Here is a 24,790-nt window from a genome sequence, read left to right on the forward strand (position 1 = left end):
GAAGAAAATTACACCGGGCCGGTGTCCACCATCACCAGCTCAGAATCTTCGAGCGCGGTTATCTCAGCCGCCGGCACTCGCGTGATTGCGGCTCCATCCAGCGGGCCCATCAGCTCGCCGTTCACTTCAATTCGTCCCGAGGACACCACGAGATAGGCACAGCGCGACGAACCCAGCGCTTGCCGGACGCTCTCGCCTGCCTTGAGCATGGCGCCCAGCACGCGTGCATCCGCGCGAATGGGCAGCGCGCCTTCATCCTCGGGGAAGCCGCTCGCCAATACGACGAAGCGTCCCGAGCGATCGCTCCTGGGAAACGGCTTCGTGTCCCACCGGGGAGCACCGCCGGCCACGCGCGGCAGCAACCAGATCTGGTAAAGCTTGAGCGGCACGTCGCTGTTGTTGTACTCAGCGTGACGGATGCCGGTTCCCGCGCTCATGACCTGAACATCACCCGCCTGAACATGTCCTTCGGATCCCAAAGTATCGCGGTGCCCGACGGCGCCCTGGCGCACGTAGGAGATGATCTCGACGTCGCGGTGCCCGTGCATCGGGAAACCACCGCCGACTGCGATCTCATCGTCGTTCCAGACGATCAGCGGACCCAGCGCGCCGTGCTCGGGGTTATCCTCCGCGCTCACAGCGAAATGGTGTTTCGCGCGCAGCCAGCCGAGATTGGCGCTGCCCAATGATTCCCAACGGCGGTGTACTAACATTTCGCTTCCTTTTCTCTGCGGCCCACACATGGGCCAGTCACCGGACCGGCGGCCATTGCTGCGATGCCTTGGATGCCAGTGATCATTCAGACCGTGACCGAATGCTATATGCGCAACGATCACGCGCATATCTCCCGAATTGCAACGCATCATTGCTCGTGGTAGAACGATAAAAACTCAACTCGAGCCCGCCAATGGACCAGATCACTGACCTCAATGACTTGCGGATCTTCGCGGAGGTGGTCGAGCACGGCAGCTTCACGGCCGCCGCGCGCACGCTCGGCACGCAGACGTCCAAGCTCAGCCGGCGCGTGCGCGCCCTGGAGGAGGAGCTTCAGGTCCGGCTGCTAAACCGCACGAGCCGGAGCCTGTCACTGACGGAAACCGGGCGGCAGTTCTATCAGCATTGCCTTGCCGTGGTGGCGGAATCGCAGGCGGCCAAAGACATCGTCGATCAGACGCGGACCAAGCCGCAGGGCACAGTGCGCATCAGTTGCCCGGTGGCATTGCTGAGCTCCGGCGTCTCCGGGATCATTTCCCGATACATCGACGAGAACCCGCAAGTCCAGGTGCTGGTCGACGCAACCAACCGCCGTGTGGACGTTGTCGAGGAAGGTCTGGACTTCGCGGTCCGGGTCAGGCTTCCGCCGCTCGAAAACACCGATCTCACCGTCCGGCATCTGGGTTTGTCGATCCACATCCTGGTGGCGAGTCCGGAATTGGCGGCGCGCCATCCGGCGCCCAGCTCCGTTGAATCGTTGAAAGACTGGTCCACGCTCGCGATGGCGAGCAACAGCGGGCGGTTTGCGTGGAATCTGGTCGATACCAGCGAGAAGGCGATTTCGTGGGCCCATCAGCCACGCCTCGCGACGGACGATCTGGCCACCCTGAGGCTTGCGGCCATGCAAGGCGTCGGCGTGGCGTTGCTGCCGCGGGAGTTTATTGGGGACGACGTTCAGGCTGGCAGACTGCTCCACCTGCTGCCCGATCTGGCGACGCCGCCGGGCCTCGTGCATGCGGTCTTCGCGACGCGCCGCGGCATGGTGCCGGCGGTCCGATACCTACTCGACGCACTCGTTGCGGGATTCGAGGCGTTCAACGAAAAGTGGTACAGCGGGCGTTGATGCGCCGGTCCACTGCCGCGGCATGGCGCGGCGCGACCAAGGCGGCCGCGCCGGTCAGTTCTTCTTTTGCGCGCGTGAAGGGCTGCTTGGCAAGGTGGTCCAGCGAGCCTCCAGGTCCAGTTTCCGGACATACTCGGTGAGCGCGTCCGCAAATACGCGAATCTTCGCGGGCTGGTTCCGGCGGCTCTGGTACGCAATGTTGATCGTGAGAGGCGCCAGTTCCCAGTCGCCCAGCAACGGAATCAGGCGGCCCGCCACGATGTCGTCATGCACGATGTACAACGGTTGAATGACGATTCCCAGGCCGGCGCGGCCGGCTGCGCAAATGACCTGCCCTTCGTTCGACTCCAGCATCGCATTGATCGGAATGTTGCGCCGCTCCCTGCCCCGCTTCAGTTGCAACTGATACGGGTTCACCGCGTAGCTATAGACGAGCATGTTGTGCTGCGCGAGCTCCTCAGGGGTGCGCGGTTCGCCGTGCTGGGCCAGATAACCGGGCGAAGCGGCCAGCACGCGCCGCGTATGCGCGAGCCGCCGCACGGTGATGCCCGAATCGCCTTCATGCTCGCGCGTGCGGATCGCGACGTCGATGCCTGCCTCGATGAAATTCGGGTAACGGTTCGCCGCCGTTATCTGCACGACGAGCTCGGGATAGCGTTGATTGAATTCGGGCAACCACGGTGCGATGTGCAACCCCGCGAACGATACCGAACTGGTAACACGCAACACGCCTCTCGGCTGCTGCGCCATATCGCTGACCGCGGTGTCCGCTTCGGCCAGCTCTGAGAGGATCGACCCGCAGCGGCGCCGATATTCGCGCCCCGCATCCGTTAGCCACAGCCGCCGGGTGGTTCGTTCGACGAGGCGCGCGCCCAGCCGGTCTTCCAGTGCGCTCAGCATGCGGCTCGCCGCCGCATTCGATATGCCGAGCCGTTCGGCCGCCTGGGACAGACTCCCGAGGTCTGCCGTCAGCACGAAGAACTCCATTTGTGTGAGGCGATCCATATCGCGATTCTTCCGCTAGCTGGAAATATGTTTTCACTATAGCGCATATTTCTCCGCGCAGAACGCCGCTACAGTGCGTACATTGGAGATCCAGCCGATGCGGTCGGCAACACAAAACCCAAGGAGACATCATGCGCAACATCACCGAAGACACCATCACCCAGGCGGTGCTCGCCGCGATGTCCGGGTGTTCCGACGACCGGCTGCGCACCGTGATGACCAGCCTTGTGCAGCATCTGCATTCGTTCGCCAGAGAGGTCAAGCTGACCGAGAGCGAATGGGCACACGCCATCAACTTCCTCACAGACGTCGGCCATATCACCGACGACAAGCGTCAGGAGTTCGTACTCCTGTCCGACACGCTGGGTCTTTCGATGCTGGTGACGACACAGAACAACCGCAAGCCGGCCGAATGCACGGAAGCCACGGTTCTGGGCCCCTTCTTTGTTTCGGGTGCCCCTGAATACAAGAACGGTGACGATATTTCCAACGGTGCGTCTGGCCGCCCCTGTTTTGTTTCCGGGCGGATCGAGGGTCTTTCGGGCGAGCCCGTCGCCGGTGCCGAGATCGAAGTCTGGCAATCGGACGAGGAGGGGAATTACGACGTCCAGTATGTCAACCCCGACGACCCCAAGGTCGATTTCCAGGCACGCGGCCGCTTGCAGACGCTGCCTGACGGACGCTTTCACTTCCGCTCGATTCTCGCCGAGGCCTATCCGATTCCGCACGACGGGCCAGTAGGCCGCATGCTCGATGCGCTCGGACGCCATCCGTGGCGCCCGGCCCACCTCCACTTCTGGGTCAAGGCTCCGGGCTATGAGCCGCTGATCACGCACGTGTTCCGCAACGGCGACCAATACCTCGACTCTGATGCGGTATTCGGCGTGCGTTCAACTTTGATCGTCGACTGGGTGGAACACCCAGCGGGCGTTGCACCGGACGGCACCGTGATGGACACCCCGTTCTATACGCTCGACTATGACTTCGTTCTCAATCCTTTAGAGCATGTGTCGTGATGCGGCTTGCCGATACGCTCACCCATACTCTCGCCGGGACCCGATATGTCTACCTCTGAATTCGTCTATAACGGGCGTGCCACGCGTGTTGTCTTTGGCAGCGGTTCACGCGCCCATGTCGAACGCGAAGTGCAAGCGCTGCAGGCACAGCGCGCGCTGGTTCTCTGCAGTCCCGAGCAACGCGCATTAGGTTCGTCGGTTGCCGAGCAATTGGGCGCGCGCGCAGCCGGCGTATTCGATCGCGCTGTCATGCACGTGCCGGTTGAACTGGTCGCCGAGGCACGTACGGTCGTTGCATCATTGAACGTGGACTGCGTCATCGCCGTGGGTGGTGGCTCGGCCATCGGACTCGCCAAGGCCATCGCCCTCGAGACGAGCTTGCCGATTCTCGCCGTCCCGACCACGTACGCGGGCAGTGAAATGACGCCCATTTTCGGGCTGACCGATGCGGGTCTGAAACGCACCGGCACTGACTTGCGCGTCTTGCCCAAAACGGTGGTCTACGATCCGGACCTGACCCTCACGCTGCCGGTTGGCATGTCGGTCACGAGCGGCATCAACGCCATCGCCCACGCAGCGGAAGGACTGTATTCACGCGATGCCAATCCGCTGACCAGCCTCATGGCCGAAGAAGGCATCGCGGCGCTCGCGCGCAGCTTGCCCGCGATCGTTGCGCAGCCGAACGACCCATCCGCACGCGCCGATGCGCTGTATGGCGCCTGGCTATGCGGCACGGTGCTCGGCAGTGTCGGCATGGCGCTGCACCACAAGCTGTGCCACACGCTGGGCGGCAGCTACAACCTGCCGCACGCCCCCACCCATACCATCGTGCTGCCCCACGCGCTGGCTTACAACGCGCACGCCGTACCCGATGCGATGAAACGCATCGCGCGTGCGATCGGACACGACAATGCCGCGCAAGGTCTCTACGAACTCGCGCGCGCGAACGGCGCACCCGTCGCGTTGAAGGAAATCGGCATGCGCGAGGAGCAACTCGACGAGGCCGCTGACATCGCATGTAACAACGCTTACTGGAATCCCCGCCCGCTGGAGCGCGAAGCGATTCGCGCGCTGCTGCAGCGGGCATTCGACGGCAGCGCGCCAAAGGATGGCTTGTAAGACGCGTTTCCTCTGTTGCCACTGTTGCCGATATTGCCAAAGCGACGAGTTATCCCGCAGCAGACCCTATATTAAAAGCGGGCGCGGGAAATAAAACTATGCTACTGTACAGTATAGAGTTTGCCGCTAACCTGTCGCAGCGTATCCGCACATGGCATCACGAACACTGTCAGTTGAAAGACCTGTCGGAGCGCATCGTCCGGTAGAACTGAAGCGTGCTGAACAGCAGCGAGCGCAAGACACTCGCTGCGCCATCCTGAACGCCGCCCTCACTGAATTCTCCACCAAAGGTTTCAAGGCCGCGAGTATTCGCAGCATTGCCGAGCGCATTGGGGTCCAGCATCCGCTGATTACCTATCATTTCCGGTCCAAAGAAATTCTTTGGCAGGCGGTCGCCGAACATGTATTCCAGCGCGTCCGGCAGGAACGCGACGCAAGTCTGTCCAGTTTCGGTCCGGCCAGTGCAATCGAGCGGCTCAAGCTGGCTTACCGGGCACTCTTTCAGTTCACGGTAGACTTCCCCGAATTTCACCGCTTCATCCTTCAGGAGTCGCTGGGTCACAGCGCGCGGCTGCAATGGCTCGCCGATTCAAGCTTGAAACCACTGATCGAATGGCTGCTGCCGCAAATCCGTGCTGCGCAGGAAGAAAACGCGCTACCCAAAGTCGAACCGATCGTTTTTCACTACATGTTGATCAGTTTGACGTCGACCTTGTCGGGATTCGGTCCGGAATTTTCGGCGACCAGTAATCGGTCGCCGTCCGATCCCGCGCTGGCAGAGGAGTATTGGCGCGCGGTTGAACAGCTCGTGTTTGGAGCCTGGGCGCCGACGTAGGTCACCGATAGGATCCAGGCTCGGTGCCGAGCCTGGCGCAGGTGATCACTCGGGTGATCACTCAGGTCATCATTCAGCTAGTCAATTGCTTGCCCGCTTCGCCATCAGCGCCTTACCTGCGCGCGCGCCGTTGTCGCGGCCCATCTGCTGACTCACCCAATCGCCAATCGACACAACCGCGTCGAGATCGATGCCTGTTTCAATCCCAAGACCGTCCAGTAGATAAAGCAGATCTTCAGTGGCGACGTTGCCGGTGGCACCCTTGGCATAGGGGCAGCCGCCCAGTCCGCCAACCGACGAATGGAACACCGACATACCGACCTGCAGCGCGCCAACGATATTGGCCAACGCTTGCCCATAGGTATCGTGGAAGTGGCCGGCGAGGCGGTCCAACGGAAATTCTCTCGCGGCAGCCTCAACGACCTGCTGGACGTGATGTACCGTGCCCACCCCGATCGTATCGGCGATGTCGATTTCGTCGCAGCCCAGATCACGAAAACGCCTGACCATATCGACGACGGCATCCACACTCACCGGCCCCTGATAAGGACACCCGAACGAGCACGAAATGCTGGCGCGCAATTGCAACCCTTCTGCTTTCGCCATACGTGCCACAGGAGCAAAGCGTTCGAGGGATTCGGCCACGGAGCAATTGATGTTGCGCTGAGAAAATGCCTCGCTCGCGGCCCCGAAGATAACGACCTCATCCGCCTTGCTCGCTATCGCACCCTCGAGCCCCTTCATATTGGGCGTTAGCGCGGCATACGTTACGCCGGCCCGGCGATCTATCCCCGCCATGACGGCCGCGCCGTCCGCCATTTGCGGAATCCATTTCGGCGACACGAAAGACGCCGCTTCGATCCGGCGTACGCCGGCACCGACCAGTCGATCGACGAGCTCGATCTTGGTCTCGGTGGAAACGAACTTGCTTTCCGCCTGCAGCCCATCTCTAGGCCCGACTTCGACAACCTGTACGCGTTTGGGAAGATCGCGCCCCATGCCAGCACCCCATTGTTCCTGGTGATCCAATATGCCAATACGTTTCGCCGGCGATGCGAAACCGCACGCACCGCCGGCGAAACGTTCGCCCTCAGCTTTTACTTCGAAAGAACGTGCTGCAAGACCCGGCGAAGTTCGGCTTGCGGATTGTCCGACAGCTTGACGCTGCGCCATGCCACGTGATGGTCAGGACGCACCAGCACGCAGCCGCTGTCGCTGACTTCGCGCACACGCGACCAGTCGCCCGTGTAGTCCGCATGCGGTTGGCGAGGGCCAACGACGTGCACGTCGATCTTCAAGCCGAACTCCTCGCCGACTTTCGCGGCGGCATCGACCCATGCTTCACCGCCGAGCCCCGTGAACAGCGCGAAGCGGCCATGTCCCGCGAGGTCGAGCGTCGAGTGCTGGCGTCCGCGGGAATCGAAAACCCACGCGTGCGGCAGGCGCGCGCCGGGCCAGGTCGTCGACTGGTAGAACAGCTCACGGTCACGCTTGAATTCCGGTTCGGCCTCACCGTCCGTCACCGCGGCGCTCGATCGGTAGCGTTGATTCATCTCCACGCCGTGCGCGTCCAGTTCGTAGCGCTTGAACGCCAACGCGTCGCGAATTTCCATGCGCTGCTTTTCCGCTGCCTCGGTAGACTGGCTGCGGGCATGCATATTCGCTTGCATGACCGCGCCGTCGTTCGACTCGTCGATGCCGAGCGCGCTATAAAGCGGCGCGAATTCGGCAATCGACTGATTCGCGCGCGTGACGATCTGCTTCGCGATCGGCGCACGCTCGACCGTGTAGGTATCAAGCAGCGCTTCGCCGGCTTGTCCATTGATGACGGCCGCGAGTTTCCATGAAAGATTGAACGCGTCCTGAATCGACGTGTTGGAGCCCAAGCCGCCCGACGGCGGGTGACGATGAGCGGCATCGCCCATGCAGAACACCTTGCCGTTCTGCATGCGGGTGGCGTACATGTTATTCACCGTCCACGTGCTCGTGCCCAACAGTTCGATTTCGAGGTCCGGTTTGCCGACCAGTTGACGTGCAATCGTGGTGGCCCGCTCGTGGTCCACAACCGGGGTAGGCTCGTTGATGTCGTATCCCCACACGATCAGCCACTCGTTCCACGGGCGCACCATCCGGATCAGTCCCATGCCGATGCCGCCCACTTCCGCGCCCGGCTGCATGATCGGGTACAGCACCGCCGGGCGATGCGCAACGAACTCGGACAGGTCGGCGCGGAACCAGATGTTCATCGATCCGCGAACGCCCATCTGCCCTTCGAAAGGCAGGCCCGCGTCTTTTGCGACCTTGGAATTGCCGCCGTCCGCCCCGACGAGGTACTTCGACTTGACCGTAAACTCTTCACCCGACAACTTGTCGCGGCAGAGCGTCACCACACCATCGTCGGTTTGCGTATGGCTCAGATATTCGGTGCTCATCCGCGCCTCGGTACCGCGCGCGCAAGCCGTTTTGAACAGCAGCGGTTCCATGAACGTCTGCGGCAGATCGTTCATTTTTGCCGGGCTCGACAGCTGGCGCTCCGCACGCGAAAGCGGATGCAGGCCCCAGCTCGGCACGCGGCCGATTTCTTCGCCGGTCAGACTTTCGCAGAATACCGTGCCGCCCATCAGATCTTCATTGGTCGCATGCAGGTAGGCTTCCTGCTCCACCTGCTGACCGAGGTCCCGCAGCACTTCCATCGTGCGCAGGTTCGTGATGTGCGCACGCGGCGTATTGGCCAGCCAACGGTATTGGTTGACGAGCAGATTCTTGACGCCGTACGTCGAAAGCAGCGCGGCGCAAGCGGAGCCGGCTGGGCCCGACCCGACGATCAGTACATCCGTGGTTATTTCATACATTCGACACCTCCAATGGTTCAATGCCTTTGTCTCTTCGATCCATATTGATATGGATATCTAATCTTCCTGTTGTCACGCGTACAGCTTTTCGCGTGACTAACCGGCTTGCACAACCCAATCAGGCGGTTTTGCGCTCGGTCAGATTCAGGTAGCGGATCATCTCCTCGCGCATCGCGAATTTCTGCACTTTCCCGGTAACGGTCATCGGCAGCTCATTCACGAAGCGAATGTATTTCGGCACCTTGTAGTGAGCGATCTGTCCTCGGCAAAATTCCCTGATTTCTTCCTCGGTAGAACCCTCGCCTTGTCGAAGCACGATCCACGCACACAGCTCCTCACCGGTCCTCTCGTCCGGCACGCCGAATACCTGCACGTTCTGGATTTTCGGATGCCGGAAGAGGAATTCCTCGACTTCACGCGGGTAGATGTTCTCCCCGCCCCGGATCACCATATCCTTCAGCCTGCCGACAATATTGCAGTAGCCGTCCGCGTCGATCGTTGCCAGATCACCTGTATGCATCCAGCCGTCGACAATGCTCTCGCGTGTTTTCTCTTCGTCCTGCCAGTACTCCAGCATCACCGAATAACCTTTCGTGCAGAGCTCGCCGGTTTCACCGACCCCGACGGTACGGCCATCGAAGTCCACGATCTTGACTTCGAGATGAGGCTGGATCCGCCCAACGGTCGTGGTGCGCTTGTCCAGCGGATCGGTCGTCGCACTCTGGAATGAAACGGGACTGGTCTCGGTCATGCCATACGCGATCGTGACTTCGCGCATATTCATTTTGGCCACGACCTGGTTCATGGTCTCGATCGGGCACGGCGAGCCGGCCATGATGCCGGTCCTGAGGCTGCTCAGGTCGAACGAGGCAAATTCCGCATGCCCCAACTCGGCGATAAACATGGTCGGCACACCATGCAGCGCCGTGCAACGCTCTTCCGCAATGGCCGCGAGCGTCGCGCCGGCGTCGAAGGCTTCGCCCGGGAACACCATCTGCGCACCTGTCGACGTACACGCCAGCACGCCCATCACCATGCCGAAGCAGTGGTAGAGAGGAACCGGAATACACAGCGAGTCGGCTTCGGTGAACTTCATCGCCATCGCGACAAAGCGCCCGTTGTTGACGATGTTCCGATGGGTCAGCGTCGCCCCTTTCGGACTGCCGGTGGTGCCGCTCGTGAACTGCACGTTGATCGGGTCTTGCGCGGAAAGCGTTGGCTCAATTGCATCGATGACATCGCGCCCTTGCTCCTGAAGCACGCCCTGACCGCGCTGCATGACCGCGTGGAATGGCATCACACCCGATACGCTCCAATCGCCCACGGAAATCACCGTGCGAAGATCCGGCAAACGCGCGGCATTCAGACTATCCGGTTGCTGCGATGCCAGCTCCGGCGCGATGTCGAGCAACATCGAAATGTAGTTCGACGTCTTGAAACTCTCGGCCGTGACGAGTGCCTTGCATCCGACCTTGCGCAGCGCATACTCGAGTTCCGAAACGCGATAAGCGGGGTTGATGTTGACCAGCACCGCGCCAATGCGCGCCGTCGCGAACTGCGTAAGCACCCATTCGAACCGGTTGGGCGACCAGATACCGACGCGATCTCCCTTGCCGAGTCCCAGCGACAGGAAACCCGCGGCGAGCTGATCGACGCGCTCGTCCAGTTCCTTCCATGTCCAACGCACCTGTTGTTCGCGGAAAACGACAGCGGGTCGATCGGGGAACCGGAGCGCGGTATCCCGCAAGAACTGGCCGATCGTCGACTCGCTCAACGGAACTTCCGTCGAACCCCTTACGTAGGCAACTCCATCGGCAGGCGTGGTCAATCCGATGGAACCTTGTAAAGTTTGCATGAACCCATCCTCCATCATTGCTGTGCGTGTCGGGCCGGAGAGAGTCAGTCGCCTCCGTCAGCCCTCAAGCCGCGTCAGGCTATTTCCCGTAAAAGACCAGATCGCCTGGCTCTTCATCGACATCGAACGCCTTGGCCGTGTTGGCAAAACCTCGCGTGGCGTCCTCTGTGTTGTACAGGTCCATGGTGATATCCAGCATGACCGCGTCCGCGGCGGTGATGCCGCCGCTCGACCACGCCTTGAGCAAGGTGCGCGTTGCCGCGTACGAGAGCGTGGGGCCGTCGGCGAGGCGCGCGATCAGTTCGCCGGCGACACGTTCGAGCGCATCGGGTTCGGCAACGTGTGTCGCGATACCGAGATCGACGGCCACGTCGCCGGGGATGCCTTCACCCAGCATCGCGAACCGCGAGGCGCGGCTGCGGCCGACACGTTCGGCAAGGCGCTGAAGCGCTCCGGCGATGGGCAGCATCGCGGTGGTGACCTCGACGCAGCGGAACACGGCGTCGGACGCCGTCACAATGAAGTCGCAGGCCAACGCGAGTTCGAAACCGCCGCCGAACGCCAGGCCTTGCACGACTGCCACGGTGGGAACTCGCAGTGCCTCGATGGCGCGATACGACGTGTTGACTTCCGCGACGAACGTGCGGAACCAGTTCAGATCTTTACCCGGCCATTCGCGCACTTCCCCGCCGAGGCTGAAGTTGGGACCCTCTGCGCGAATCACGAGCACCCGGATGTTGCTTTGGCTAGCCTCGTGAACCGCGTCACGCAGACACTCTGCAAAGCGCACATCCAGTCTGTTGAACGGCGGATTCGCCAGGACGATATTCCCAACGTTGCCATCGCGCTCAAAACGTATGCTTTTCATCGTTACCCTCAAATTCTGGTTAAAGTCGCCGCGCGTCCGTGACGGCGCGGCGTGATTAATCAATCAGGAGCCCTGTTTCTTCACCGGCACGATCGGAAGCAGCAAGTGCGACGGGCGCTCCGCGTCACGGTAAATCTTGTGGGTAACCGTGTCGCTGCTGCACACGTGATAAGGGATGTACTCGACGTCAGTCATTGCGCCCGTGCCGGTCGGCACGTCGAGACTGCAGATCTCGATACAGATTCGATGACCGGCCTTGAACTGGTTTGCCGTTGCGAGAATCTGGATTTCGTACTTGACGATCTCGCCTGGCGTGACCGGTTCGATCGAGTCTTTCGTCATCTTGTGGAACGGCTCGCCCGGCGTGGAGCGATCGGGATCCGTTGCGCGATAAGACGCTTTCAGCCAGCCGCGCGTGAGTTCACGTTCGGGCAGCGTGTCCGGAACCGATCGTTCGCCAACGCGCGCCGTGACAACCGATACATCGGGCCCGACGTCCTTTAGCACGACGATCCAGTTCGTATCCGGCTGGTCGATCTCCGCGTAGAGGGTCAGCGAAATGGGACCGGCAACCAGCACATCCTCGGCGAGCGGCTCGGTCATGTAGCGCAGGCGCTCGACCTTGGAGGTCTTCTTGAGCGGCATCTGCGTGAAGACATCAGGCTCGCGATGCGAATTGCCGACTTCCGACGCGGGCCGCGGAGCGTTGGTGGAAAGCCCCTCCCAACCGCCGAGGTAATACTTTTCCCACTTCGTTTCCGGCAAAGGCCAGTCGGTCCCCGTTCGCCATTCGTTGGCGCCCATGACCCAGTAACGGACCGGGGGTTCATCCATGATGCCGGTGTCGATGCCCTTCAACCAGTAGTCGTACCAGCGGATCACTTCGTCGTGGTACTGATGGAATGGACGCTCCAGATGCGCGGGCCCGGTGAAGATCAGCTTGCGCGGCTGCTTGACGTTTTTGAAGTAGTGCTGGGCGCCGAGCCAGTGCAGTTTGTAGGTGTACGCGTAGGCGCCGGAACCGGTGTAGTACGGCACCTTGATCGACTTGAACGCTTCTTCGGCACGCTCGACGGTCCCGTCCGCCTCCCACGGGTTCGTCATCATGTGATACATCACCCACGTACGCTGGCCCTTCTGCGTCAGGATGTTGTAGAGGTTGATGTACATCTTGTAGTCGGTATTGCGCATCGCTTCGCGCCACAGCTGCTCCTGCTCGTCGGGCAACGGACCCGGCACGCCGCGCGGCTCATGCACCGTGCTGAAAACGTCGAGCAGGTACGGGAACGTGTGGAGCACGCCGCCGGGATTGAAGTCCCGGAACCCGAACATGCCGCCATATGCGCTGCACGCGTCATACGGGAAGATTGCCTTGAGTGCGGGGTGTCCTTGGCCGGCCGCACGCCACTGTTCGCCCGCGAAGCCCGAAATCCCCACCATCCCGACCTTGCCGTTTGACCACGGCTGCTGCGTGATCCATTCGATCATGTCGTAGTGGTCGGTGTTCTCCTCGCCATAGTGGCCTTCCGACTTGGCTGAACCCCGAGGTTGCGCAATGACGTGCACATAGCCATTGGCGACGAAGCGGCGGGTGTCGCCTGCCTCGACCGGCCCGAACCAGAGCGGAGCATGCGCGGGCTGCGGAGGCAGCACATCGGCAATGTCCGGCCCCTGGAGATCCTTGTTGTGCAGAGCCGAAGCGTACAGAACCGGATACCTGGCGTCGCCATCCGGCCGATAGACGTCTACCGCAAGGCGGGTACCGTCCCGCATCGTGACGACGACGTCGCGTTCCTCAATCATGTCTCCTCCTGTTTCGTAGGCGCGCATGGCCTCAACAGACAGTCATGTCTGGTCTAAAAAAGTCACCCGTTATCTGCCGACCCGCGTATCCCGTTCGCTTCCTGGCGAAGACCACACGATCAAGCAGCTTTCGTGAATTCACTATACTTTACACGCGTAAAGTATGCAAGGCGAACTATGTGATGGATAGCAAAAGTTTGAGGTCCTGCTAATTGGTACGATCCAGTGGCAATGGAATCGGGACGCCACCGTGAGCGGTTTGGACAAACGAGACGTTCGAGTGACGATGAGATCGCGTGGCTCGGCATGCGAGCGGTGCGGCGCTGCAAACCGCCACATCAAGTAGCGTGAGGGGCGAAAATTGCTTCGCCCCCGTCAGCAAAGTGGGGAGTGGCTAGCTGCCTATGCCACTAGCGCCCAAGCAAGCGGGCGGCGTTTTCCCCATACACCTTTGTCATGTCGATGCCAGGGATCTGGATGTCATCCAGCACTTTCCCGAACTGTCGAATTGCGCTGACCGGCGCGAATGGGAAGTCTGAACCGAAGAGAATGTGGTCCGGATCCGCGACTTGCGCCAGCGCGCTCAGGGGTGCATAGCCGCCCGCAAGGGCCGTGTCGAAGTAGAAAGCCCTCACCGCTTCATACGTATCGCCCGCTCGCTCAGTTCCACCAGGCATCATGGAAACGGAGAGCGCGATGCGCGGTACGAGAAACGGCAGCGTTCCTCCGGCATGCGACAGGATGAAGCGAATATTCCTGAAGCGCTTCATTGCACCGGAGATGATCAGGCTGGTGGCCGTGCGGGTGGTCTCGAACGGGTACTCGATCACAGATGCGGGAGCAACCTTCGGAATGTCGTGAGGCGGCTGGTTGGGGTGAATGAAGACCACCGCCCCGCGCCTGTCCAGTTCTTCCCACAACGGCGTGAAATGCGGATCGCCCAGATACATGCCGTTGTAGTTCGTAAACACAATGAAGCCATCGACGTTCAACTGGTCGATGCTGTAGCTGACTTCCTTCAGCGCGGCGTCGACATCCGGCAGCGGCAAGCTCGCAAAGGAGCCGAACCGTCCGGGATTCTGTGCCCTGAGTTCCGCGGCATGGTCATTGCATTTTCTCAGCAGCGTGGGCGCGTCCGGAAGCGTTGGGCCGGACGAGATGGACAGGATCCCCTCGTCGATGCCGTTCTCATCCATCATCGCGAGGGCCGCTTCGACGGACCAGCTTGGGGCAATACCGTTCGGCATCGCCGCATTCAGCAAATCCAGACCTACTGCGTCCACATAGAGTTTCGGCAAAAAGTGCTGGTGCGTATCAATCTTTCGCTTCGACATGACCGTTGTCTCCTGAACTAGTCTCTGGCGTATCGGGAGCGACAACCCATGCCGCTCGTACGGAGTTCATCTTAACTCTATTTTTGACACTCGTACAATTTAATGCGGCGTCTAATTGCGAGCATGTTTCTTGCGGGATTGGTGCTACCTCATGCCGGTTGCACCCGGCATTCCCGGGCGCAACCGGTTCACGAGACGCGCATCGTTGGACCGCTGCTCGCCTGCGGGAACACGTGCCATGTGCCGTCTACATGCCGAAAAAACGAGAGCACGATCGGCCGCTCCTGGCGCGAAATCTCGAGGCACACAAAGCGCGTCCGTGCCGCCGCCAACCGGGAGAAGCGAATCACCCGCGCCGGCGACGCCTGAGTCGGCCAAAGCCATTTCTCCACCAGCGACCGCAGAGACCCTTCGCCCAAGTTCGTCCGCTCGCGTGCGGAACTCGCTGTCTGTGGATACATTTGGTTTGCCTCCGTACGTCTACGAAACACATTGCCGCAATCAGCGCACGCATCGACATGGACGAGAGTCCGGCGGCGGCACTTGTCCTGCAAACTCACTCAACTGAAACGCACTTCCTTGCTGACGCGCTCAATTCACTTCGCAGTGCCAGTCGTCAAGGTCGGATCACCTGCCGCCACCGCTGCGTTGTTCATTGCCTGATTGCTCTGTGAGCGCCGTTGTTCGAGCAGCACGCGCCTCATGACCGTCATGCATGCGCAGGCCACGAGGAGCGGTATCGACAACAATGCACAAGTAAGCAGAAAGGGAAAACCGGATAGAACGATCAGGCCGATCAGCGACGAACCAACAATTGAACCGAGCCGTCCAATCGCCACATTCCAGCCGCCGCCCGACGCGCGCAGCGCTGTCGGATAGAAAATGCCGGGAATGGTGTTGACACAGATCAGCGGGCCACCGACAGCCAACCCCGACAGGAATACGACGCCCACATGCCACGGCGCCGTTTCGGACATGCCGAGCACAATGACAAGCAACGCGCCAATGCCGAACGCTCCTGCAATAACCGTTGCGACGCTATAACGGCGGACAAGGAACGCGAAAAGCACCGCGCCGCCAAGCGCGCCGAATTGGAACATCGACGATATCTGCGAGGCGTCGTGCATCGACAGACCTGCCTGCTTCAGGTGCGTCGGCAGCCAGCTTCCAATCAGAAAGAACACCAGATAACCCGCGAACTCGGTCACCCACGTCAGCACGGTGCCGAGCCGGTATGCGTCACTCAAAAGCGCCCGGCTTCCGCGGATCGATTCGCGCGTTTCGGCAATGATTAAATGCACTCCCGAGAAGTCCAATGACGGAAACACTTTGCCGAGAATGCGTTGAGCCACCTCGTTGGGCTTTCGACTGGCCACGAGATAGAGTGGCGACTCCGGCACCTGCCACGCGAGCAAGGCAACGACGATGAGTGGCATGAGACCGCTCAGCAGCAGCATGCCGCGCCAGCCCAGCGTGCCGATTGCCATGGAAGTCACAAAACCGGCCGCCGCCGCCCCAAAGAGGAATCCACAGTAGGTCGATGCCAGCATCGCTGAACGGGACCGGTCGGGGCTGTATTCCGCGACGATTGCCGACGTCGCGGGCATGGCGGCTCCGATACCGATGCCGGTGATAAACCGCAAGGCGACCAGTTGCACGATCGATTGTGCTTCGCTCGACACGACCCCTGCTATTCCAAACCAGGCAATCGCCACGATGCTGACCGTTCTGCGGCCGACACGATCAGCCAGGGTTCCGCCGGCAATGGAGCCGATCAGCAAGCCGGTAAGCCCGAAGGCCACCAGAGGCGAAAGCGCGGCACTGGAGAGTTGCCATTGATGACTGATCGCGGGCGCGATAAAGCTGATCACGATCGTATCGAAACCCTCGATCGCCGTCGCCGCAAAGCAGATAAGGAACACAGTCCACTGCTTTCGCCCGATGGGCATATCGTTGAAGATCTTGCGTATGTCCCGGTGGACATAGCCGGTGCTTTCCATGGCGACTTCCTTAATGAACGACTATCCGAACCCTGTGCCGCTTTGATTTCGCCCGCCTCGTTCCGGCGCGGGCGTCTCATCTTCGTTAAAACCGATGCCGGATACCGATGCGAACCAGACTCTGCGTCTGTCCGCTAGACGGCGACGGAATCAGCGTGATCTGCGCAACGCTCGCCGAACCTGCTGCCTTGAACCACTCAGCCGCGAGGTACACGTCTGTTCGCTTCGACAAGTAGTAGTTGGTGTAGAGATCGACCGCGCGATAGTTGGGCGACGCGCCGGTCGCGTCGATCTTGCCGTGCGTGTAGATGTACGCCACGCCGGCAAACCAGAAGGGCGTAATGAAGTAGCCGGCGTTCGCTTCGTAGTCGTCGAAGCGCACGTCACTGCCGAGGAAGCCTTTCTTGAACTGAGTCGAGGTGTACTCGAGAGAGAGATTGGCGCCACCGATCTTGTACGAAGCACCCACGCCATAGATCGTCTCGCTCTGCGCGTTCGGCACGTATGGCGCGTAAATGATGTTTCGTGCCGCGGTGCTATCGAATGCGGCCGCGTACGGGTTCTTGATGATCGTGTAGGCGGCGGCGACATACAGCGGCAAACTGATGCCCGAGTAGCTCAGCCCGACCGACGTCACGCTGTTCGTTGAGAACTGGCCCGGCTGCCCGCCAAAGCTATACAACGCACCGAAGGTGAAGCCGCCGATTTTCGGGCTGGCGTACTTGACCGAGTTGTTGATGCGGATGCTTCCGCCTGTGTTGTCGACGTCACCGGCGTGGGCGAGATAGACCGCCCAGTTCAGACCGGCCGCCACGGGCGAGAGCATTTCGGCCACTTCCTCGTACTGGCGGCCAAGTGTGAGCGTACCGTAGTTGCTTGAAATGCCGACGTACGCCTGCCGTCCGAACAAACGTCCATTGTTCGAGAGGTTGCCGGTGGACGTATCAAAACCGTTCTCCAAGGTGAAGACCGCTTTAAAGCCGCCACCCAGGTCTTCGGCGCCCTTTAGCCCCCATCTGGACAGTGATCCACCGCCGCTCTGAAGCAGCCAGGCCGAATGGCCGCTTTCGTTGCTGACGAAGGTCAACCCTTCATCCAGAAGGCCGTAGAGCGTCACCGAACTTTGCGCGTAGACGACCGCAGGCGTGAAGCACAGCGCAGCAGCGGCCCATGACCATTTCCTCATCTCCAGTCTCCTATTTACTTGTGTTTGCATTGACAACTGGCACAACTGGCACGTCCAAACCGTTGAGAGAAGGATATGACTAAACTTTCCGTTCGTACAATATTATTTGGGTGGGACAATCCCCAGGTACTTTCGACTTATGAATGAAACACGCGTGTCCGCCGCGCAAGGGCACGCAGAGGCGTCAGGAGGCACGACGGCGCGTGAGTGGTGGAAGGACTTGCAGGGACTAATCGGGAGGAGGCGTTCGCCTACAGCTCGACGGCGAACGCACGACTGAACACTCGCGTGCGAGCGTTGAATGAAGGCCCGATCGTGGCGCGAATCGGGCCTGCCACGCTTGATCCGGTGGCTATTGAATCAGAACAATCGGAATAGTTTGATTAGCTATCCGATGTTCTTCGTTATGAACCGGAACGCGCGACGAACCGCGCGACCCGTTGGGCAAACGCTTCGGTAGAAGCACATCGCAGGAACGCCTGCTTTTCCTGCTCGAGGTGGCGTTCGAGCGCATCTTCCGCGGCCATTCCCACCAGCGACTTCGTCTCCCGCACCGCCGCCGCGGGCAGGTCGATCAGCTTGCGCGCGACCGCCAGGCTGGTCTCTTCCAGGAAAGCTGGATAGGCGACGCTTTGGACGAGTCCCAGGTGCCGCGCCTCGTCCGCGCTCAACGAATCCTGCGTCAACATGATGTCAAGCGCCCGCGCGGGGCCCAATCGACGCGCCAGGTGGAACGACAGGCCGCCGTCGCTCGAGGTGCCGCGCTTCGCGTAGCCGGCGACGAAGCGGGCCGCGCGCGACGCCACGACCATGTCGCACGCCATGGCCAGCGAAAAGCCCGCGCCCGCTGCCGCCCCTTGAACGCTGGCGATCACCGGAACAGGCAAGCGGCGTATCGCCATGATCGTGGCATGGAGTTCGCTAATCAGCGATTCGAGGAAGGAATCGGCACGGTGCAGACCCTCGAGAATTTGTGCGAGATCGCCACCGGCCGAGAATATCTTGCCCTTGGCCCGGAGTATCACCACGCGAAACGTCGGCGATTTCTCGATTTCCTGCAGCGCACCCAGCATTTCGTGGCAGAACACCCTGTCGATCGTGTTTGCGCCCGCCTGGTTCTCCAAGGTAACCAGAGCGATATCTCCAGTGGATGTCAGCGTAACTTTGCGTTCCATTTTCGGTGACCGGATTGCATCGAATCTGTAACCTGATTCGATTCTGTTAGGGAACAGCGGCCATCGATCAGCCGGGTTACACACCATTATACTTCACCGCTGTATAATTTAAAGATGAAAAACAATCTGTTGGATGATTGAGGGGTTGGCGGAGCAAGCCCCGTGTTCCGGAAGCGGTGAGTTCGCCCACGGCTGCCGCCGCCTCGGGCTGAAACCCGCGTCAAAACGTGATACCGTGCCGACACATGGCCCGATCGAGAAAGCAGACAATGGAAAGCACCGTTTCAAGGAAGAACGCAACCTCCAAAGGCAGGCCGACGGAGCTCCGGCGTGCGGAACAGCAGCGTGCGCAGGAGACCCGATCGGCCATCCTGACCGCGGCACTGGCCGAGTTCGCGTCGAAGGGTTTTGAGGCTGCGAGCATTCGAAGCATCGCGGATCGAATCGGGCTGCAACACCCGCTGATCACTTACCATTTCCGGACCAAGGACATTCTTTGGCAGGCCGTGGCGGAGCATGTGTTCGAACGCATCCAGCATTCGTGGGACGACTACCTGACCGAGACGCCTCCTGCCCTTGCGTCGGATCGGGTCAAGCTCGTGTATCAGGCGTTGTTCCGGTTCACGGTGGATTTCCCCGAGTTTCACCGTTTCATGCTGCAGGAGTTCCTTGGGTATAGCCCCCGGCTGCAATGGCTCGCCGACACGGTGCTAAAGCCGTTGATCAGCTGGCTGCTGCCGCAGATTCATGCCGCGCAGGATGAAGGCGCCTTACCCCAGGTCGACCCCATCCTCATTCACTATCTGCTGATCAGCCTGACATCGACTCTTTCAGGGTTCGGGCCGGAAATGCGGGTCACCAGCAATATTTCCCCGTCCGATCCGGCCGTGGTCGATGCCTACTGGAAGATGATTGAGGATCTCGTGTTTCGCAAACCGTCGGCGGCTCAAGGATCGAGGAAGGCCGAGTCATCGTCGGGCAAGGCTGGCCGGCGCTCGCGTGCGCCGGAAGAGTCGAAAGATCCGGAGTGAGACGTGGCGTCCGGCTGACAGGGCCGGGCCGCGCTTGTCGCGTCGGCTACCTGTCTGATACGGCGTTCAGCATCGCGTTCAAGCGCACGACCGGGATCAGCCCCGGCCGCTATCGCATCGAGCATCGGCGCTAGAACGTGCCGGGGTGGAAATTCCGCGGAGCCGGGCTTCATCGAGCGGCCCCGCGCCATTCAGAACATGTGGCGAATCCCCACCAGCGCCCCGGTTTGATCCCGCCCTGGCAGCGGCGTCGAGGCGGGCGGCAACACGCCGCCGTCGATTGAGAATGCGGCGTTGCGCTGGTTGAACACACGCCCCGCGGTGACATACACCGAGGTCCGCTTGGACAGAAAATACATCGCGCGCGCTGCGATCACGGAACCTCCCGAGGCGCTGCTGCTGAAGGTGATATGGCCGAACTGAGCGTCGAGCGCGATATCCGGGCGGACCAGATAACTTCCACCGATCCACCAGTAATTGCTGGTCACGTCGACAGCCGTTGGCGACTGCACGCCGTGATTGATGCGATGGATGAACCCCGTGCCGAGTGTCGCGCTACCCAGCTTGACGTAGCCGTCGATGAGAGCACGCGTGTCGGTCTGCGAGCTGCTGGGCAGCGGCGAGCCGGTGCCGCCACCGCCGTAGTTGCGATCGACGGCGGCCCCGACGCCCCACCTCCCCGCGTCATACTTCACCATGGCGGACATGGCCTTGCAGGCCCGCCAGTCGGTCGGCGACTGGCCGGCGCAACCTCCGGCCGGCGCACTATCCACGGCGTCGCGTCCAAACGAATACATCGCGCTCACGGTCAAACCCGATGACGTGAACGTGTAGACAATCGAGTTGTCGACACGCGGCTGAGTCAGGTAGGGATCCAGATCGGCAGCGGCGTAGATATTCGGCGCCAGCGTGTCACCCACCAATGTCGCCCAGAAAATCTGCGAATATTGCCGGCCAAGGGTCAACGTCCCCCAGCGGCCCGACAATCCGACATAGGCTTGTCTGCCGAATAGACGTCCGCCCTGATTCAGCGAGCCCTGGCCCGGAGCGAAACCCGACTCCAGAACAAAAACGGTGCTTAAACCGCCACCCAGATCCTCCTTGCCGCGGATGCCCCACAGCGACGGCAGCGAGGCCGTCAGAGTCGGCACGTGGACACCACTGGATCCCTTTGCACCGATGTTGGTGACATATTCAACACCGGTATCGATGATGCCGTACAACGTCACCGCGCTCTGCGCATGCGACGCGCCCGGCGCGCATGCCAGCAGCGACGCGACGCCGCACCCTATCATGCGACTCCATGAGAGCCCACCTTTGGCCTGATTCGTTTGCGTTTTCAAGTCCGATCTCCGTTTGCTTGCCCCACCATGTTTTTATATGCACTACGAACTACCATGCTGACAGACATTGCGCGCTTTTGTCGTACCGGTCACCACCGCCTGCAACCGATCCGACTTCTTCCCTAACCTGGGTGGAGGACAGCAAATATCAGGTGCGATGTCCTCGGTACTTTATTTGATTTTTCAACAATACATGGAATGGAGTATAGTTGATTTATCAAGTACAAATAGCCACGTAAACCCTCTGCGCTTCCGACAACCATGAAGACACCCAAGCGGCCGCAAGAACTCGAACTCGCCATTCCCTACCTGCTGACTCGCGCGGGAAGCAGAATGGGCAACGCCTTCGCGAAGGCACTGAAACCGTTTGGTCTGAGCCTGAGCGAGTGGCGCGTCTGCGCCTCGCTGCTGTACGTGCCTCGGCAAACCCTGTCTGAACTGTCCCTGCACGCGACGCCGGATATTTCCGCCCTATCCAGGATCATTGACCGTCTTGAGAATGAGGAGCTGGTGAAGCGCGAGCGGAGCGCCACGGATGGGCGGTCAATCAGGATTGCCCTGACTCAAAAGGGCGAGGAACTGGCTCTGCGCATCGCCCCCGTCGGCAAGCAACATGAAGCGGTGCTCCTCTCGGGATTCGCGGCAGACGACATTCAGGCGCTCCGCACCATGCTGCTCAAGTTGTACGAAAACGCCGGTGCGCTTGACGACCTCGCGTAACCTGTAACCCGTAACCCCTAACCCGGTCGTCATCCGGCTGACGATACGGGTTGCGGGACAAGTACAGATCAGGCGTGTTGCGTCTCCAGGACTTTCGATGGCACCAAAGGCAGATCTCGCAAGCGAATACCACTCGCATTCGCGACAGCATTCGCCAGTGCCGCCCCCGTCGGACCGAGTGAACATTCGCCCGCGCCAATCGACGCCTGATCGGGACGTTCAAGCAGCACGACGTCGATCGGAGGCACCTCTTCGAAGGACAGGATGGGGTAGTCTTGCCAACGGCGCGTGGTAATCCGTTCTCGATCGAACAGGACACGCTCCTTGAGTACCCAGCTCAGCGCCTGAACAATGCCACCCTCGATCTGGTTCCTTACGCCATCCGGATTGATGACCTGGCCCACGTCGATTGCGGCAGTCACGTTTGTCACGCTGATTACACCTGTGGTGCGGTCAACGTGCACATCAACGACAATTGCCGCATACGCTCCGATGTTCTTGTAGCGTGCGTAGGCCACGCCACGTCCGCGCTGCCCGTCGCCTGTCTGCCCGGGCTGCCATCCGGACCGGCTTGCCACCGCCCGCACCACCGCAATCGCACGCGGATCGCTCAAGTGTGCAAGGCGGAATTCGACCGGGTCCGCGTGTGCCGCCAGAGCCAGCTCATCCATGAACGATTCGATCGCAAACACATTTCCGAAAGCGCCCAGCGTACGCAGTGAGCTTGTGCGAATAGGCGAGTCCAGAAGCAGATGATTGGTCACGCGTTTGCGTGGCAGATCGTAGAGCGGCACAGCATTGCGATCGCCATTGCCGTAGGGCTGCGGAATCTCCGGCGGTGGCGACGGCTGGAACGGTTTGGCCAGGTGCCAGGCGGCCAGAAGATTGATGCCGCCGGGTTGGCCTGGCCGCATCGCGTGTGAATTGCTCCACACCTCGTAGTTCCAGTCGGCGATTCGGCCATCCTTGGTCACGGCGGCTTTCACGTGCATGACCATCGCAGGGCTGATGGGTGCCCAGGCGAACTCGTCATCGCGCATCCATTGAACTTTCACCGGACGCCCGGCGACTTCGCGGGCCAGCAGCGCCGCGTCGAGCGCCACGTCATCGGCGCCGTTATGCCCGTAACAGCCCGAGCCGGGAACGTGCACGACATCGACCGCGCTAGCGGGCATGTCGAGAACCGTTGCCAGATTGCCGCGCAGCGGAAACGCACCCTGCGTGTGGGACCAGACCGTCATGTGGCCGTTCTTGAGTTGCGCAACGGAACAGGACGGACCGATCGACGCGTGCGACAGGTATGGACGAGAGTAGGTCGCCTCCAGTTGAATCGCGGAATCTGCTGCCGGCTTATCCTGTCCCGCCTCGCTGATGACCTTATCCTTGCTCCGCCATTGAGGCAGCGCCGCCTGGAGATGATCGACGTCCGGCAGCGCGACAAAATCCGCGCTCCATTGCGAGTGTTCGATCAACGCATGCCGCGCCGCGATGGCCTGCTCTTCCCGTTCGGCAATCACACCCACGAAGTCGTCATTGCGAACAACGGCAACGACGCCCGGTAGTTTCATAACCGATGCTTCGTTAACCGAAACAAGTTTTGCGCCATACCTCGGCGGCCGCACGATACGGCCAAAGAGCATGCCGGGCAAGCGCATATCCTGAACGAACGCAGCCCCACCTGTGAATTTCGCGGGAAGATCAATGCGTGGCACCGACTTGCCGACCAGCTTGTAGTCCGCTGCGCGCTTTGGCGTGACCTCGGCCGTTACGTCGCGCGTGAGAAGATCTTGCTCGTTTTTCACAACATCGGCGTACGTCATGTGGCGGCCGTCAGCGACCCGAATCACACCGTTTTCGACGCGAACGTCCGCCGCCGACACGCCAAGTTTCCGGCAAGCCGCGCCGAGCAGCACCGCCCGCGCCTGCGCGGCCGCAGTGCGTAACGCCGCCCCACCTTGTTCGACGGACTGGCTGCCGAACGTATAAGTCTCGTTCGGGCTGCGGCTAGTGTCCGCGGAAATCATGCGCACACGCGCCAGATCCAGGTCGAGTTCGTCGGCAGCGATCTGCGAGAGCGCGGTCAGAATCCCCTGGCCCAACTCGGCTTTCCCCGTGAAAATCGTGACCGTGTTGTCCTCGTCGACTCGAATCCAACCGTCGAGCCTGCGATTGGTGCGGAGATCGACCGGGAGCTCGGCCTCGGCCCTGGCGAACTCCGCGAACGGTGCAAGCGTGAACGTCGCGACCACCGCGCCGGCCAGCTTGCCGAAGGCGCGTCGAGAGAGTCTGACAGTGCTCATGCGCGCAACTCCACCGCTGCACGCTGAATCGCGCGAACGATCCGGTTGTGCACACCGCATCGGCACTTCTGCCCGGCCAGTTCGCGGCGGATGGTCGCCGGATCGGGATCGGGAATCCGATCCAGCAGCGCTTTCGCAGCCATCAGCATGCCGCTGGAACAATACCCGCACTGTGCGGCCTGCTCGGCGAGAAAAGCCTTCTGCAATGCGTGAAGGCGTTGCTCGCCGTGACCCAGGCCTTCGACGGTGGTCACCTGTTTCGCGCCCACCGCGCCGACCGGAAATACACATGAACGCGTCGCATCGTTGCCGACCATGACAGTGCACGCGCCGCACTGCGCCTCGCCGCAGCCGAACTTTGCACCATTCAACTGGAGATCGTTGCGCAGCACGTAGAGCAGCGGCGTATCCGCTGCCGCGGTCACATGGTGCTGCTTGCCATTTACCTTAATCGATATGCTCATGCCGTCCTCATTAACTTCGCAATCCTGATGCTTTTATATGTGTATCT

20 protein-coding genes and 1 pseudogene are annotated in these 24,790 nt (G+C 60.9%); 7 read left to right on the top strand and 14 right to left on the bottom strand.

Going from position 1 to position 24,790, the window contains the following annotated elements; translation table 11 throughout:
• Window positions 1-8: 8 nt before the first annotated feature.
• Complete coding sequence (locus A6V37_RS23900) at window positions 9-713, bottom strand: pirin family protein (protein ID WP_064266490.1); 705 nt, start codon at window positions 711-713, stop codon at window positions 9-11.
• A gap of 194 nt (window positions 714-907) precedes the next feature.
• On the opposite strand from A6V37_RS23900, the gene A6V37_RS23905 reads away from it, so the two are divergent.
• Window positions 908-1,837 (top strand): LysR family transcriptional regulator, encoded by a 930-nt coding sequence (locus A6V37_RS23905; protein WP_064266489.1) that lies wholly within the window; start codon window positions 908-910, stop codon window positions 1,835-1,837.
• Window positions 1,838-1,891: 54 nt separating this feature from the next.
• Here the strand turns inward: A6V37_RS23905 and A6V37_RS23910 are convergent, their stop codons facing one another.
• Window positions 1,892-2,842 carry a LysR family transcriptional regulator gene (locus A6V37_RS23910; protein WP_064266488.1) on the bottom strand — a complete coding sequence of 317 codons (951 nt, stop codon included), beginning with the start codon at window positions 2,840-2,842 and terminating at the stop codon, window positions 1,892-1,894.
• Between the two features lie 131 nt (window positions 2,843-2,973).
• On the opposite strand from A6V37_RS23910, the gene A6V37_RS23915 reads away from it, so the two are divergent.
• From A6V37_RS23915 to A6V37_RS23925, 3 genes are all read left to right on the top strand, one after another.
• Entirely contained in the window at window positions 2,974-3,858 is an 885-nt protein-coding gene (locus tag A6V37_RS23915) for an intradiol ring-cleavage dioxygenase (protein ID WP_064266487.1), read from the top strand.
• Between the two features lie 45 nt (window positions 3,859-3,903).
• Window positions 3,904-4,977, top strand: coding sequence for a maleylacetate reductase (locus A6V37_RS23920; protein ID WP_064266486.1), 1,074 nt, complete (start codon window positions 3,904-3,906; stop codon window positions 4,975-4,977).
• A 151-nt stretch (window positions 4,978-5,128) separates the two neighbouring features.
• Window positions 5,129-5,812: a TetR/AcrR family transcriptional regulator gene (locus A6V37_RS23925; protein ID WP_064266485.1), complete on the top strand. Its 684-nt coding sequence runs from the start codon at window positions 5,129-5,131 to the stop codon at window positions 5,810-5,812.
• Window positions 5,813-5,893: 81 nt separating this feature from the next.
• Here the strand turns inward: A6V37_RS23925 and A6V37_RS23930 are convergent, their stop codons facing one another.
• The 9 genes from A6V37_RS23930 to A6V37_RS23975 all read right to left on the bottom strand — a co-directional run bounded on the left by A6V37_RS23930 (window position 5,894) and on the right by A6V37_RS23975 (window position 18,972).
• Window positions 5,894-6,811 carry a hydroxymethylglutaryl-CoA lyase gene (locus A6V37_RS23930; RefSeq protein ID WP_064266484.1) on the bottom strand — a complete coding sequence of 306 codons (918 nt, stop codon included), beginning with the start codon at window positions 6,809-6,811 and terminating at the stop codon, window positions 5,894-5,896.
• A gap of 98 nt (window positions 6,812-6,909) precedes the next feature.
• Complete coding sequence (locus A6V37_RS23935) at window positions 6,910-8,664, bottom strand: FAD-dependent oxidoreductase (RefSeq protein WP_064266483.1); 1,755 nt, start codon at window positions 8,662-8,664, stop codon at window positions 6,910-6,912.
• A gap of 118 nt (window positions 8,665-8,782) precedes the next feature.
• A complete protein-coding gene (locus tag A6V37_RS23940; RefSeq protein ID WP_064266482.1) occupies window positions 8,783-10,519 on the bottom strand; it encodes an AMP-binding protein in 1,737 nt (578 codons plus the stop codon).
• A gap of 79 nt (window positions 10,520-10,598) precedes the next feature.
• Complete coding sequence (locus A6V37_RS23945; RefSeq protein ID WP_064266481.1) at window positions 10,599-11,387, bottom strand: enoyl-CoA hydratase/isomerase family protein; 789 nt, start codon at window positions 11,385-11,387, stop codon at window positions 10,599-10,601.
• A gap of 63 nt (window positions 11,388-11,450) precedes the next feature.
• Complete coding sequence (locus tag A6V37_RS23950) at window positions 11,451-13,190, bottom strand: CocE/NonD family hydrolase (protein WP_064266480.1); 1,740 nt, start codon at window positions 13,188-13,190, stop codon at window positions 11,451-11,453.
• A 410-nt stretch (window positions 13,191-13,600) separates the two neighbouring features.
• Window positions 13,601-14,524, bottom strand: a complete 924-nt coding sequence (locus tag A6V37_RS23955; protein WP_064266479.1) for an amidohydrolase family protein — start codon at window positions 14,522-14,524, stop codon at window positions 13,601-13,603.
• A gap of 596 nt (window positions 14,525-15,120) precedes the next feature.
• Window positions 15,121-16,524: an MFS transporter gene (locus A6V37_RS23965; protein WP_064286408.1), complete on the bottom strand. Its 1,404-nt coding sequence runs from the start codon at window positions 16,522-16,524 to the stop codon at window positions 15,121-15,123.
• An 85-nt stretch (window positions 16,525-16,609) separates the two neighbouring features.
• A complete protein-coding gene (locus A6V37_RS23970; RefSeq protein WP_064266476.1) occupies window positions 16,610-17,710 on the bottom strand; it encodes a porin in 1,101 nt (366 codons plus the stop codon).
• Window positions 17,711-18,114: 404 nt separating this feature from the next.
• Window positions 18,115-18,972: an enoyl-CoA hydratase-related protein gene (locus A6V37_RS23975; RefSeq protein ID WP_082904869.1), complete on the bottom strand. Its 858-nt coding sequence runs from the start codon at window positions 18,970-18,972 to the stop codon at window positions 18,115-18,117.
• A gap of 182 nt (window positions 18,973-19,154) precedes the next feature.
• Here A6V37_RS23975 and A6V37_RS23980 point away from each other — a divergent pair, with 182 nt between their 5' ends.
• Window positions 19,155-19,916 carry a TetR/AcrR family transcriptional regulator gene (locus tag A6V37_RS23980; RefSeq protein ID WP_064266474.1) on the top strand — a complete coding sequence of 254 codons (762 nt, stop codon included), beginning with the start codon at window positions 19,155-19,157 and terminating at the stop codon, window positions 19,914-19,916.
• A 38-nt stretch (window positions 19,917-19,954) separates the two neighbouring features.
• Window positions 19,955-20,050 (top strand): annotated as a pseudogene (locus A6V37_RS43220) (AraC family transcriptional regulator); the annotation flags it as partial.
• Between the two features lie 57 nt (window positions 20,051-20,107).
• Here the strand turns inward: A6V37_RS43220 and A6V37_RS23985 are convergent.
• Complete coding sequence (locus A6V37_RS23985; protein ID WP_064266473.1) at window positions 20,108-21,211, bottom strand: porin; 1,104 nt, start codon at window positions 21,209-21,211, stop codon at window positions 20,108-20,110.
• 309 nt (window positions 21,212-21,520) lie between these two features.
• Between A6V37_RS23985 and A6V37_RS23990 the strand changes: the two genes are divergently transcribed.
• Entirely contained in the window at window positions 21,521-21,979 is a 459-nt protein-coding gene (locus A6V37_RS23990; RefSeq protein WP_064266472.1) for a MarR family winged helix-turn-helix transcriptional regulator, read from the top strand.
• Window positions 21,980-22,047: 68 nt separating this feature from the next.
• On the opposite strand, the gene A6V37_RS23995 is transcribed toward A6V37_RS23990, so the two are convergent.
• Both A6V37_RS23995 and A6V37_RS24000 read right to left on the bottom strand, forming a co-directional pair.
• Window positions 22,048-24,279: a xanthine dehydrogenase family protein molybdopterin-binding subunit gene (locus A6V37_RS23995; protein WP_064266471.1), complete on the bottom strand. Its 2,232-nt coding sequence runs from the start codon at window positions 24,277-24,279 to the stop codon at window positions 22,048-22,050.
• Entirely contained in the window at window positions 24,276-24,743 is a 468-nt protein-coding gene (locus tag A6V37_RS24000; RefSeq protein ID WP_064266470.1) for a (2Fe-2S)-binding protein, read from the bottom strand. The genes A6V37_RS23995 and A6V37_RS24000 overlap by 4 nt, the downstream gene beginning before the upstream one ends.
• Between the last annotated feature and the right edge of the window lie 47 nt (window positions 24,744-24,790).

Source organism: Paraburkholderia ginsengiterrae (assembly GCF_001645125.1).
Taxonomy (GTDB): Bacteria; Pseudomonadota; Gammaproteobacteria; order Burkholderiales; family Burkholderiaceae; genus Paraburkholderia; species Paraburkholderia ginsengiterrae.

Excerpts from the sequence above, each read along its gene's own strand:
- A6V37_RS23990 (WP_064266472.1), top strand. The coding sequence starts at position 21,521 with ATGAAGACACCCAAGCGGCCGCAAGAACTCGAACTCGCCATTCCCTAC.
- A6V37_RS23955 (WP_064266479.1), bottom strand. The coding sequence starts at position 14,524 with ATGTCGAAGCGAAAGATTGATACGCACCAGCACTTTTTGCCGAAACTC.
- A6V37_RS24000 (WP_064266470.1), bottom strand. The coding sequence starts at position 24,743 with ATGAGCATATCGATTAAGGTAAATGGCAAGCAGCACCATGTGACCGCG.
- A6V37_RS23965 (WP_064286408.1), bottom strand. The coding sequence starts at position 16,524 with ATGGAAAGCACCGGCTATGTCCACCGGGACATACGCAAGATCTTCAAC.
- A6V37_RS23925 (WP_064266485.1), top strand. The coding sequence starts at position 5,129 with ATGGCATCACGAACACTGTCAGTTGAAAGACCTGTCGGAGCGCATCGT.
- A6V37_RS23935 (WP_064266483.1), bottom strand. The coding sequence starts at position 8,664 with ATGTATGAAATAACCACGGATGTACTGATCGTCGGGTCGGGCCCAGCC.
- A6V37_RS23970 (WP_064266476.1), bottom strand. The coding sequence starts at position 17,710 with ATGAGGAAATGGTCATGGGCCGCTGCTGCGCTGTGCTTCACGCCTGCG.
- A6V37_RS23920 (WP_064266486.1), top strand. The coding sequence starts at position 3,904 with ATGTCTACCTCTGAATTCGTCTATAACGGGCGTGCCACGCGTGTTGTC.
- A6V37_RS23910 (WP_064266488.1), bottom strand. The coding sequence starts at position 2,842 with ATGGATCGCCTCACACAAATGGAGTTCTTCGTGCTGACGGCAGACCTC.
- A6V37_RS23995 (WP_064266471.1), bottom strand. The coding sequence starts at position 24,279 with ATGAGCACTGTCAGACTCTCTCGACGCGCCTTCGGCAAGCTGGCCGGC.
- A6V37_RS23905 (WP_064266489.1), top strand. The coding sequence starts at position 908 with ATGGACCAGATCACTGACCTCAATGACTTGCGGATCTTCGCGGAGGTG.
- A6V37_RS23915 (WP_064266487.1), top strand. The coding sequence starts at position 2,974 with ATGCGCAACATCACCGAAGACACCATCACCCAGGCGGTGCTCGCCGCG.
- A6V37_RS23900 (WP_064266490.1), bottom strand. The coding sequence starts at position 713 with ATGTTAGTACACCGCCGTTGGGAATCATTGGGCAGCGCCAATCTCGGC.
- A6V37_RS23985 (WP_064266473.1), bottom strand. The coding sequence starts at position 21,211 with ATGATAGGGTGCGGCGTCGCGTCGCTGCTGGCATGCGCGCCGGGCGCG.
- A6V37_RS23940 (WP_064266482.1), bottom strand. The coding sequence starts at position 10,519 with ATGCAAACTTTACAAGGTTCCATCGGATTGACCACGCCTGCCGATGGA.
- A6V37_RS23975 (WP_082904869.1), bottom strand. The coding sequence starts at position 18,972 with ATGGTGTGTAACCCGGCTGATCGATGGCCGCTGTTCCCTAACAGAATC.
- A6V37_RS23980 (WP_064266474.1), top strand. The coding sequence starts at position 19,155 with ATGGAAAGCACCGTTTCAAGGAAGAACGCAACCTCCAAAGGCAGGCCG.
- A6V37_RS23930 (WP_064266484.1), bottom strand. The coding sequence starts at position 6,811 with ATGGGGCGCGATCTTCCCAAACGCGTACAGGTTGTCGAAGTCGGGCCT.
- A6V37_RS23945 (WP_064266481.1), bottom strand. The coding sequence starts at position 11,387 with ATGAAAAGCATACGTTTTGAGCGCGATGGCAACGTTGGGAATATCGTC.
- A6V37_RS23950 (WP_064266480.1), bottom strand. The coding sequence starts at position 13,190 with ATGATTGAGGAACGCGACGTCGTCGTCACGATGCGGGACGGTACCCGC.